Genomic DNA, 11311 nt, shown 5'->3' with positions numbered 1-11311 from the left:
GCCCCAGGCCGATGCTGGGCGAGCTGGCCGTGCTCGACGACGTCGGTCCGCCCCGGCGCGGCCGGGCCTACCCGGCGGCGGGGGCCACCTGGGCGCTGCTGCTGCCCGCGCTGCTGCTGCTCGGCGGGCTGGTTGCCTGGCCGGTGCTGCGCACGGTGCACGCCAGCATCACCACCGACGGCCGCTGGGTCGGCGCCGAGCATTTCCGCACCGCCCTGGCCGCGCCGGGCACCGCCGCCGTGGTGGGCCGCACGGTGCTGTGGGCGCTGCTGGTGCCGACGGTGGTGACCGTGCTCGGCTACCTGCTGGCCGCGGCGTCGCGCCGTTCCCAGGAGGGCTGGCTGGTGCGGCTCATCCTGGTGGTGCCGGCCGCGCTGCCGCTGGTGGTCACCGGGGTCACCTTCCGGCTGATGTACGACCCGGACCCGCAACGAGGGCTGGTCACCCTGCTGCTGGCCCGGCTGACCGGGCGGCCGCTGGACGACGCGCCGCAGCTGCTCGGCCCGGGGCTGGTCACGGTGGCGCTGATGTCGGCGTTCGTGTGGGCCTGGGTGGGGCTGGCCGTGCTGGTGTTGCGGGCCGCCCTGGACGCGGTGCCGCCGAGCCTCGCCGACGTGGTCCGCGCGTTCGGCGGCAACCGCCGGGACGTGCTGTGGGACGCACAGTGGCGGCCACTGCTGCTGCGGACGGTCGCGGTGGTCTTCGCCCTGGTCGCGCTCGGTACCAGCCGCACCTTCGACCTGATCCTGGTGATGACGCCCGGCTCGGTGCGCGACGAGGCGTCGGTGCTGGCGCTGCGGGTCTGGCAGACCTCCGGCGCGGCGACCACCGGCGAGGGCGCCGCGCTCGGGGTGGTGTGGCTGGTGGCGGTGGCCGCCGGCATGCTGGTGGCGGCGCTGTTCGTCCGGCAGGCGTGGCCGCCGCCGCGGCAGCCCGCGCCGGCCGAGCCCGACCCGGCGACGCCGGCCCCCCGCCGGGTGATCCGGCTGCTCGCGGCGGGCGCGGCGGTGGCCTGGCTGCTGCCGCTGGGGGTGCTGCTGGCCACCTCGTTGCAGGGGCGGGTGGACGCGGCCACCCGAGGTTGGTGGTCGAGCACGCCCAGCCTCGACTCCTACCGCACGTTGCTCACCGGCATCGACCTGTGGCGGGCCCTCGGGTTCACGCTGGTGCTGGCGACCGTGGTCACCGCGGTGGTGCTGGGTGTCGCCCTGCTCGCGGCGTACCCGCTGGCGTGGCTGACCGGGCCGCCCGCGCAGGCGACCGGCCTGCTGCTGATGGGCGCCGCCGTGGTGCCGGTGCAGGTGATCGCCGGGCCGGTCAACGAGGTGCTCGGCGTGGTGCTGTCGTCGGGCACGATCCGAGGGCTGGCGCTGGTGCACGTCGCGCTGGGCGTGCCGTTCGCTGTGCTGGTACTGCGCAACGCGTTCGCCGACCTGCCGGCCGAGCAGGTCCGCGCCGCCCGGGTGGGCGGGCGGCACTGGTGGGGCACGCTGCGGCTGCTGGCCCGGCACAACCGGCCGGCGGTGGTCGCGGTCGCCGTGCTGGAGTTCGTGCAGGTGTGGAACGACCTGGTGGTGGGCCTGCTGTTCAGCGGTCCGGGCGCGGCGCCGCTGGGGCTGTTCCTGGCCGGGCAGACCCGGGGCTTCGTCGCCGGCAGCGGGCTGCTCGCCGCCGGCTCGGTACTCGCCTCGGCGCTGCCGGTGCTGCTGGTGGTGCTGGCCCGCCGGCAGCTCGTCGCCGGGCTGGTCGCCGGGGGTGTCCGGTGACCGGGCCAGCACGGCGCCCTCGCCGGCCGCGGCGGCTGAGCCTGCTGCTCGCGGTCGGCGGGGTGCTCGGCGGCACGGTCAGCGCGGTGCTCGGCAACGTCACCGGCAACCTGCTCTCCGAGCTGTCCGTGGCGCAGCTCGGCTCGGCGAGCGCCGGGGTGATCGTGCTCGGCCTGGCCGCCGCCATCCTCGTCGAGTGGCGCCGCCACCAGCGGGAACAGGCGGCGGTGGCGGACAGCGGCGAGGCCGCCCCGGCGGTCGGCGCGCCGACACTGCCGTGGCCGGCGGGTTTCACCGGGCGGGCCGGGCAGGTGGACGCGGTCATCGACGCGTTGCGGCGCGAGCACGCGGTGGCGGTGGTGGGCCGGCGCGCGGTGGGCACCTCCTCGTGCGCGATCCAGGCGGCCAACCTGTGCCGGGAGGACTTCCCCGACGGCTGCTACTACCTTGACCTGCGCCGAGGCGGCCGGCCGCAGTCGGCGCCGCAGGTGCTCACCGCGCTGGCCCGGATCCTGGGCACCCGGCCGCCGGCCTCCGGCCGGCCCGACGACCTCCTCGACGCCGCCGACGACCTGCGCGGGCAGCTCGACGGCCGGCGGATCCTGCTGGTGCTGGACAACGTGGACGACCCGGCGCAGGTCCGGCCGCTGCTGCCGCCGACCGCTCGGACGTGCCGGCTGCTGCTGGCCGGCACCGGCGCGCTGGAGGCGCAGGAAGGCGTGATGGCGTACGGGCTCACCGAACCCGACGCCGACGACGCTGTCGAGCTGTTCGCCGCGGCGGGTGCCGCCGCGCCGGTCGCCCGCCCGCACCGCCCGGACCCGCGCACCGATCCGGCGGTATGCGACGTCGTCGAGCTGTGCGGGCGGCAACCGCGCACGGTGGCGGAGCTGGGCCGACGGACGGCCCAGCACGGCTGGCGGCACGCCGACGTGCGGGACGCGCTACGCCGGGCCGTCGACACCGCTCCGCACCAGCGGGCGGCCACCTCCCCGGCCACCCTGCTGGTCACCGCCCGGGACACCGCGTACCACGCGCTCACCGCCGAGGCACGGCGGCTGTGGCGGCTGATGTCGCTCAGCCCGGCGCCGCTGGACCGGCCGACGATCGCCGCGCTGGCCGGCCGCCGCCCGGAACGGGTGGCGACGCTGCTGCACGAGCTGGCCACGGGCGGGTTCGTGGTCGGCGCGGAGGGTGACCGCTACGAGGTGCGCCCGCTGCTCGCCCCGTACGCCCGGATGCACCTGCGCGAGGACGAGCCGGTACGGCGGCGGGTCACCGCGCAGGCGCGGCTGACCCGGCACCTGGCCCGGCGGGCCGAGCGGCACGCCGCCACCCTGGTGGTGGCCGCCTCCCCGGTGGAGCGGGACCGGCCGCTACCGCTGGACGACGACCCGTACGGCTGGTTCGACCTGCACCAGGAGCTGCTGCTGGCGGTGGTGAAGGTGCCGGCGGGCGCGGTGCGGGCGCTGCCGCGCCGGGTGCGCCGCTGGTGGTTCCGGCTGGCCGTGGCGCTGTGCGGGTGGCTCGCGCACGTCGAACGCCTCGACGAGTGGGACGAGGTGTGCCGCACGGTGCTGGCCACCCCCACCGCCGACGACCGGCCGGAGATCGCCGGGTGGGCGCACAACGAGCTGGGGGCGCTGCGTCGACGGCGGGGCGACCCGCAGCGGGCAGCCGCGGCGCTGAGCCTGGCGGTGGCCGAGCGGGGGCGGCGGGGCACCGCCCAGTCCCGGATGAACCTCGGCCTGGTGCTGCTCGACCTGGGCCAGCTCGACGACGCGGTCGAGCACCTGGAGCTGTCCCGCCGGCACCGTTCCAGCGGAGACCGGGCCGGGCACGCGCTGACCGACCTCGGGCTCGGCGCCGCCCGGCTGGCCCGGAGCGAGCTGGAGATCGCCCACCACCATCTGGTCCGGGCGGCGAACACGTTCCGCTCGCTCGGCGACGCGCGCGGCTACGCGGCGGCGTTGACGAACCTGGTGCTGGTGCACGCGGAGCTGGGCGAGCACCTCGACGCGGCGCAGGCCTGGCGGGCGGCGCTGCGCGAGTACGAGTCGGTGGCCGATCCGACGAACCGGGCCGCCGCGCTGCTCAACGCGGGTGCCACGCTGCTGGCCGCCGCGCCCGGGCAGGCCCGGCGGGCGTACGAGATGCTGGCGGAGAGCCGGCGGCTGCGCGAGGGCGGGCGGCCGACGGCGGGGTTGGGGCGCACGCTGCTACACCTGGGCGACGCGGCGGCGGCCCTCGGCGACCCCGGCGAGGCGCGCCGGCGCTGGGTGGACGCGGCGGCGGTCTGCGAGGCGGCCGGCGACGAGGAGGGCCAGGCGGCGGCGGACGGCCGGCTGGCCGGTGACCGCGCCCCGCAGGCCCACCCGGGCTGAGGGCACGGTCACCGGCCGCCGGACCGGCGGGTGCCGTCACCCGGCGTCGAGGAGCTGCCGGATCGCGCCGGCGATGACCGGATCCACGGTGAACCGCTCGTCCAGCCAGGCCAGGGTGGCCCGGGCGGCGTCCCGGTTGTGCCCGTACCCGGGCACCATCGCGGCCAGCGGCAGCAGGTGCGGCGGGAACGCCTGCTCGACCCGGCGGCTGGGCTCGAACGGGTCGCGGCGGTGCGCCGCCCCGGGCCGGGTGAGGGTCAGCAGGGCGATCACCCGGTCGACCGCGTACGACTGGATGAACCGGGTCGCGGTCAGCCGTTCGCCGCGCAGCTCGCGGTGCAGGCCGACGTAGAGGTTGGTCAGGGCCTCGTTGAGGTGGAACTCGACCGTGTCGTACGGCGGCCGGGCGGGCGCCGGCCCGCAGCTCGCCAGCCCGGCGGGCGCGTCGTCGCGCTGCCACACCACGCGCGCCCCGGTGAACGGCAGCCGGGCCAGCTCGTCGATGGTGAACACGGCGTACTCGACGAAGATGCCGTCGGCGTAGAGCGCCTTGCGGCCGTTGCGGTCGTTGGCGAAGCTGTACGCCACCGGGCAGGGCAGCGCCAGCCAGTCGGTCGAGTCGACGTAGCGGGCCTTGGCGCCGTCGTCGACCACGACGAAGAAGTCCAGGTCGGAGTGGTCGTCGAGCCGGTCGTGCTCGACGCCGGCCGAGCCGAGGCCGAGCAGCGCGAGCACGTCGGGCCGGGTGGCCAGGTGCGCGGCGAGGTCGTCGAGCCGTCGAAGCATCGGGTGCATGCGCGTCGCCCTTCGGGGAAGAGTCGACGTTTCAGCCCGTACGGCCCGGGTGGCTGCCGAGGTCGCGACACCTGATCCCGCGATGTTCGCCGCCGCACCGGCGCGTGTCAACTCGGACGTGCGGGCGCTGCGGCACGGCGCCGGCTCCTGGGGGCCCACTCCGGCTCACGCGGCTGACGGCGGCCCGCCCGGCGGCGGCTCGTCGTGCCGGCCGGGCGGGTCGTCGCCGGGGAAGGCGGCGGCGGTGGCGTGGAGCGCGGCGACGCAGGCGGCCACCGCCGGATGGCTGGCCGCCCCCTTGCGGTATGCGACGCGGGTGCGCCGCCGGATGGCCAGCGGCAGCAGGCGTACGCCCGGCGGCGGCTGGTTGACGGCGAGCTGCGGGACCAGGGCGACGCCCTGCCCGGCGGCCACCAGGGCGAGCGCGGCGGTGAAGTCGTCGGCCTGGTGCCGCACCGTCGGCTGGTACCCGGCGAGCTGGCAGGCGTGCCGCGCCACCGCATGGCACAGCGTGCCGGGGCTGCCGACGATCCAGTTTGCGTGCCGGGCACCCTCGATCGGGTCGGCGGCCGGGTCGGTGCCGGCGGCCACGGCGAGGTACACCGTCTCGTCCAGCAGCGGCGTCGAGTCGAGGGCCCGGTCCGGCTCGACGGGCACGGTGTCGTAGTCGTGCAGCAGGGCGACGTCGAGCCGCCGGTCGCGCAGCGCCGCCGGAACGTCCACCGGGTCCAGCTCGGTGACCATGAGGTCGAGCGCGGGATGGTCCCGGGCGAGGGCCACCAGGGCGGGCGGCAGCAGGGTGCGCACGGCGCTGGGGAACGCGCCGATGCGTACGCTGCCGGAGAGCCCGGCCCGGGCTCCGGCGAGGGTGGCGTCGGCGGCCTCCAGGGCGGCGAGGACGACCTCGGTGTGCCGGACGAGCGCCGCGCCGGCCGGGGTGAGCGCCACCCGCCGGCCGGCGCGCTCCAGCAGCCGCACGCCCGCCTCCCGTTGCAGGGCGGCGAGCTGCTGGGACACGGCGGAGGGCGTGTAGGTGTGGGCCTCGGCGACCGCGGCGATGGTGCCCAGGTGGGCCAGGTCCCGCAGCAGGCGCAACCGGCGGACGTCAAGCATCAGCTCAGCTTACGTGTCTGTTGAGAAAGCCGAGCTGGTTCTAACCGGTTCGGGCGCTCAGGCTGGAGTCATGACACTCACCGGCCTGTACGTACCGCTGATCACGCCGTTCGACGACTCCGGGGCCGTCGCCGTCAACGCCCTCGGCGCGCTCGCCGGCCAGGTGCTGGACGAGGGCGCCGCCGGGGTCGTCGCCCTCGGCACCACCGGCGAGCCGGGCGCGCTCACCGAGACCGAGCAGCGGCAGGTGGTGGACGTGCTCGCCGGTGTGTGCCGGGAGCGCCGCGCGCCGCTGCTGGTCGGCGCGAACACCGCGCCGGCACTGCGCGCGCTCGCCGACCGGCCGGAGGTGGCGGCGGCCCTGTGCCTGGTGCCGCCGTTCGTCAGGCCCGGTGAGGCGGGCGTGCTGGCCCACTTCGCTCACCTCGCGCAGGCCAGCCCGGTGCCGCTGGTCGCCTACCACATCCCGTACCGGACCGGGCAGCCGCTGGGCGCGGACGCCCTGCGGCGGCTGGCCGACCTGCGCGGCGTCGCCGGGCTCAAGCACGCCGTCGGCGGCGTCGACGCGGCGACGGTGGCGTTCCTCGCCGACGCGCCGGCCGGTTTCGCCGTGCTCGGCGGCGACGACGTGGTCATCTCCCCGCTGCTCGCCCTCGGCGCGCACGGCGGCATCCTCGCCTCCGCGCACGTCGCCACCGCCGGGTACGCCGCGCTGGTCGAGGCGTGGCGCACCGGCGACGCCGACCGGGCCCGGCCGCTCGGGCACCGGCTCGCGGCCCTGTCCGCGGCGCTGTTCGCCGAGCCCAACCCCGCCGTGGTCAAGGCTGTCCTGCACGCGCAGGGCCGAATCCCGACCCCGGCCGTACGGCTGCCGCTGCTGCCCGCCGCGCCGGCCAGCGTGCGGGCGGCGCTGCGGCTGCTGGAACCTGTTTCCCGCGCGGGTCGGACCCGTTGAGCGTCACGACGACCCGGTTGTCGTCGCCGCGCGCCCGCCGTAGCGCAGGCGAGACAGCGGGGGTTCCCGCAACACAGCCGGAACGTCGGCAATCGGGCGGAAAACTCCGACGGACAGGATGCCGGGGTCCCACACCCCACGGAGGTCATGTTGCGCAGGCGTCGGATGGGCTGGATCGACGGATCGAACGTCAAGGTGGGGCGGGCACCGGCCCGGGTCGACACGTGCGACAACCCCGAGCGGTGGACGACCCCGTTCGATCTGTCGGCAGCAACTCTCAGCCGATCGTGACCGGTGACGACTTGCTGCCACAGAAGGCACGACTGCTGCTGCTGATGCTCAGCCTCGCCTTCGCCCCAAACGACGTGGGCAAGGTGCACGAGTAGGTGACCACTCTGGGCAACCCGGAATGGTCCACCGCCCCTGCCGGCAAGCCCGCGAGGTGACCGGCGGTCCCCGCCTACTTCCCGTGCGGGTCGGACGCGTTGACCATCGCGACGACCTGGTCGTAGTCGCCGCGCGCCTCGCCGTAACGGAGGAACTTCACCCGCTCGACCTGGATCTCCTTCGCGTCGGGCTGCGACTCCATCAGGGTGACGACCTCCGCCACGAACTCGTCGAGCGGCATCGCGAAGTCGCTGTTCTCCTGGCCGGGCAGCAGCGAGGTGCGGACGGCCGGCGGCTCCAGCTCCACGACCTTCACGGTCGTGTCGGCGAGCTGCAGCCGGATCGACTCGCTGAGCATGTGGATCGCCGCCTTCGACGCGTTGTAGGTCGGGCTGACCTTGAGCGGCGTGAACGCGAGACCCGAGGAGACGGTGACGATCGTGGCGTCCGGCTGGGCCTGGAGGTGCTCGACGAACGCGGCGATCAGGCGGATCGGGCCGAGCACGTTGGTCGTCACCACCGCCTCCGCCGACGCAAGGATGGACTCGGGCCTGTGCCAGTCCTCGACGCGCATGATGCCGGCCATCGTGACGAGGACGTTGAGCTCCGGGTGCTTCGCCAGCACCTGCTTGGCGGCGGAGTCGATGCTCGCGGCGTCCGTCGTGTCGACCTGCACGGTGTCGATGCCGGGGTGCTCCGCGGCGATCCGGTCGAGCAGCTCCGCCCGCCGGCCACCGACGATCACCGTGTTGCCCCGGGCGTGCAGGGCGAGCGCGAGGGCGAGACCGATCCCGCTCGTGGAGCCGGGGATGAAGATGGTGTTTCCGGAGATGTTCATGCCTCGACTCTCGCCGGTGTGCTCGGGCGGGTACAGAGAGCGCTTATCGGGGGATCGGTAATCCCTGGTTCGCGCCGGGCGCGGGCGGATACTGGGATCATGGATCGTGCAGCACTGGCCGCCTTCCTGCGCCGCCGCCGCGAGGCGTTGCGGCCCGAGGACATCGGGCTGACCGTGGGAGCGCGCCGCCGGACCCGGGGGCTGCGGCGGGAGGAGGTCGCGGCCCTCGCGGCCATGTCAACCGACTACTACACCCGGCTGGAGCAGCAGCGCGGCCCGCAGCCGAGCGAGCAGATGCTCGCCTCGCTCGCCCGGGCGCTGCGGCTGACCGGCGGCGAGCGCGACTACCTGTTCCGGGTCGCCGGGCGCACCGCACCCGCGTCCGGGTCGGCCACGACGCACGTCGCCCCCGCGTTGCTGCGGGTGCTGGACCGCCTCGACGACACCCCGGCGCTCATCCTGAACAGCCTCGGGGAGACGCTCGTGCAGAACCGGATGGCCGAGTCCCTGCTCGGCGACGTGTCCGGGTACACAGGCCTCGCCCGCAGCGGGATCTACCGCTGGTTCACCCACCCCGCCGAACGGCTGCGCTACCCCGAGGACGACCGCGACCGGCAGAGCCGGGCCCAGGTGGCGAGCCTGCGCGCCGCCTACGGGCAGATGGGCCCGCAGTCGCGGGCCGGCGAAGTCGTACGGGCGTTGCAGAAAGCCAGCCCGGAGTTCGCCGAACTGTGGGAACGGCACGAGGTCGCCACCCGCTTCGAGGACCACAAGACACTCATCCACCCCCAGCTCGGCGCGATCGAACTCAACTGCCAGGCGTTGTTCACCGAGGACCAGTCCCAGGCGCTGCTCGTGCTGACCGCTCCCCCGCGCAGCGAGGGCTACGACAAGCTGCAACTGCTCGGCGTGCTGGGGCACGAGCGCTTCCCCGCCGACGCCCGGCCCAGCTAGCGGGGGCTCCGCCGGTCCGACTGGTGGCTCGACTACCCAGCGATCCACACCCCGCCCCACCTGGCACCTAACGGCCTACCCCACCACCGGCCAATCGACTGAACTCCACCAGGGGACCCTGTCTACGGCCCACCTCACCTGCCGTTTCAGCAGTGCTTGGATCTTGGGATTAATCGATTGGTTCGAGTGCTCCGACAAGGTTGACCACTCCCGGGCCGTACATGGCGTCAAGCTCCCGCTGACGCGCCTGGGTCGCCATGATCACTCCAGCCTCCACGGTGCCGGTGACAATGTCGGTTGAGGTGTGAGTCATCAGCGGCTCGTTGGCGAGCTCCTGCTGGATCTCGGCAAGCTCGGCGAGGGAGCGTTCGGCTCCGGACAGGCACAGGGCGCCGCCCCACACCGTGCGTATCTGGGCTTCATGGAGGGCCAGATCCTTGGTGAACCGTACGTTGAGCACGAGCTTGGCCGGATCGCTCGCCGGTGTAGCCAGATCGTTGGGCGGCAGCTTCTGGTCGATCCAGAGGCCAGCGAAGTCGGGGTCGGCGGTGACCATACTTTCGGCGGCTTGGAGCGCGGCGGCGGTGGTGGTGGCCTGGTCGACGGGCCGCCATCCGCCGGCCGGTGCCGGGCAGGGCGAGGTGAAGTCGGGAGTGCGTGGCTCGGGATTGAGGCTGCCGTCGTTGACCTTCGGCGGTTCAGTCAGCTTGAAGGTCCGGCCGTCGAACGTACCGATGATCAAGTACGCACCCCACTTTGTCCTCGAGGCTGACTCGTGCTTCACCCCGTCCCATACCCAGCCGGAAATGTCGGGCCCGCCGCACTGCGGCGGCATTGATTCGGCAAGTGCGGTGCACAACTGCGGGCCGTGGTGTTCATTTTCCAGGACCGTTGCCACGACCCGAAAGCGGCCGACATACCCGTCAGGAACCACGTTCACGGGGCCGGCACCCGCCCCAGGAAACGCCGACGTTGCGGGAGCGGCGGCGGTCTGACCTGCACACCCCCCGCTCCCGGCGAGCAGCAGCAAGGCGAGGACGGGCGACATCTTCTTCATGGCCGTTCGACGATCGTGATGGCACGCCCGTTCCCTCCGAGCCTAACGCCGACGAGCACAGGCCTCTGCGGCGGCCTTCAGATCGATGTAGTGGCTTCACGACACGCGCCGCCCGACTTCAAAACAGGGCCGAGCGGCGGGTGACGTCGAGCCAGGCGAAGAACCTGTCCCACAGCACGGCGGGCGACGGCACGGCATCCGGGCTGAGCTGGTAGAGGTCGATGGCGTCGTGCATCAGCGGCGCGAGATAGACGGCGAGGCTGGTCCGGTCCCCGACGTACTGGCGCATCAGGCTCACCCGGGCCGCGCCGCACGGCCACGGGTGGGCGTCCACCCGGCACAGCCACACCGGCCGGACCGGCAGGTGCTCGCGCCTCCCGGTGCTCACCGCGCGCTCCGCTCCGGGCGCGGCTCCGGGTAGCGGACCGGCAGCGGCGTGGTCGGCGCGTCGCGCTGACGAAACGGCGGTCGCGGAGTCTCGCGCTCATGCTCCGCGAAGTCGAGCGGCGTGATGCTGCCAGTCGGCGAGAGGGTCTGCCGTAGGCACCCTCAGACCCGGCGCAGATCGTGAATGGCGAAGTGCAGGTCCACCTCGTCGCCGGGTTCGAACCACAGGCCCTCGGCGGCCAGCACATCGGCAGCCACGACCCTGGCCTGCGCCACCGGCTTCTGCTCGGCCCGGAAGCTCGGCCAGACCAACAGGGGAAAGACATGTTCTTCGCCGTAGCAGCGCACGGCAGCGATGTCACCGAGCATCGCCCGCGGTAACGTGTCGTTAGCCTAGGACCACAACCATGTCTGCTCGACATGGTCCACGCTGCCGATCACCATGATCCGGCCGCGGAGGAAGTCCGAGCCGCCGCGCGACCAGACGATGCTGCCGTCGTCCATCGACCAGTGGTACTGCACATCGCCGCTGAGTCCATGGTCAGAGACCATCGCTGCCTGCCGCTGCCCGATCCTGTCACGAGCCGCCGACGCAACCGACTCCCACAACCCGTGATCATGCACAGCTCGTTGATCCATGCGAACCGACCGCCCCTCGTCGCCCGAGTCGAACAC

The 11311-nt window shown here is 74.2% G+C and carries 9 protein-coding genes and 1 pseudogene; 4 read left to right on the top strand and 6 right to left on the bottom strand.

The window, feature by feature from the left end; genetic code table 11:
• Positions 1-1766 (top strand): ABC transporter permease (locus tag C1I99_RS23025; RefSeq protein ID WP_146604030.1); only part of this gene is annotated, 1766 nt, incomplete at its 5' end.
• Positions 1763-4150, top strand: coding sequence for a tetratricopeptide repeat protein (locus C1I99_RS23020; protein WP_111136296.1), 2388 nt, complete (start codon positions 1763-1765; stop codon positions 4148-4150). The genes C1I99_RS23025 and C1I99_RS23020, both read left to right, overlap by 4 nt.
• A 36-nt stretch (positions 4151-4186) precedes the next feature.
• On the opposite strand, the gene C1I99_RS23015 is transcribed toward C1I99_RS23020, so the two are convergent.
• Complete coding sequence (locus C1I99_RS23015) at positions 4187-4945, bottom strand: hypothetical protein (protein ID WP_111136295.1); 759 nt, start codon at positions 4943-4945, stop codon at positions 4187-4189.
• A gap of 165 nt (positions 4946-5110) precedes the next feature.
• A complete protein-coding gene (locus C1I99_RS23010; protein ID WP_111136294.1) occupies positions 5111-6058 on the bottom strand; it encodes a LysR family transcriptional regulator in 948 nt (315 codons plus the stop codon).
• Positions 6059-6128: 70 nt separating this feature from the next.
• On the opposite strand from C1I99_RS23010, the gene C1I99_RS23005 reads away from it, so the two are divergent.
• Positions 6129-7013, top strand: coding sequence for a dihydrodipicolinate synthase family protein (locus C1I99_RS23005; protein WP_111136293.1), 885 nt, complete (start codon positions 6129-6131; stop codon positions 7011-7013).
• A 460-nt stretch (positions 7014-7473) separates the two neighbouring features.
• Here the strand turns inward: C1I99_RS23005 and C1I99_RS23000 are convergent, their stop codons facing one another.
• Positions 7474-8238: an SDR family oxidoreductase gene (locus C1I99_RS23000; RefSeq protein ID WP_111136292.1), complete on the bottom strand. Its 765-nt coding sequence runs from the start codon at positions 8236-8238 to the stop codon at positions 7474-7476.
• A gap of 99 nt (positions 8239-8337) precedes the next feature.
• Between C1I99_RS23000 and C1I99_RS22995 the strand changes: the two genes are divergently transcribed.
• Complete coding sequence (locus tag C1I99_RS22995) at positions 8338-9192, top strand: helix-turn-helix transcriptional regulator (protein WP_111136291.1); 855 nt, start codon at positions 8338-8340, stop codon at positions 9190-9192.
• Positions 9193-9361: 169 nt separating this feature from the next.
• Here C1I99_RS22995 and C1I99_RS32385 read toward each other — a convergent pair whose 3' ends face one another.
• The 3 genes and pseudogenes from C1I99_RS32385 to C1I99_RS34845 all read right to left on the bottom strand — a co-directional run bounded on the left by C1I99_RS32385 (position 9362) and on the right by C1I99_RS34845 (position 11275).
• Entirely contained in the window at positions 9362-10249 is an 888-nt protein-coding gene (locus tag C1I99_RS32385) for a hypothetical protein (RefSeq protein WP_146604029.1), read from the bottom strand.
• A gap of 118 nt (positions 10250-10367) precedes the next feature.
• Positions 10368-10637 (bottom strand): hypothetical protein, encoded by a 270-nt coding sequence (locus C1I99_RS22985; RefSeq protein WP_111136289.1) that lies wholly within the window; start codon positions 10635-10637, stop codon positions 10368-10370.
• 161 nt (positions 10638-10798) lie between these two features.
• Positions 10799-11275: pseudogene (locus tag C1I99_RS34845) on the bottom strand (DUF6882 domain-containing protein).
• Positions 11276-11311 lie beyond the last annotated feature (36 nt).

Source organism: Micromonospora deserti, from assembly GCF_003236335.1.
GTDB lineage: Bacteria > Actinomycetota > Actinomycetes > Mycobacteriales > Micromonosporaceae > Micromonospora > Micromonospora deserti.
Note: the sequence above shows the minus strand (reverse complement) of the source record. Positions and strands in the feature narration are given on the sequence as shown.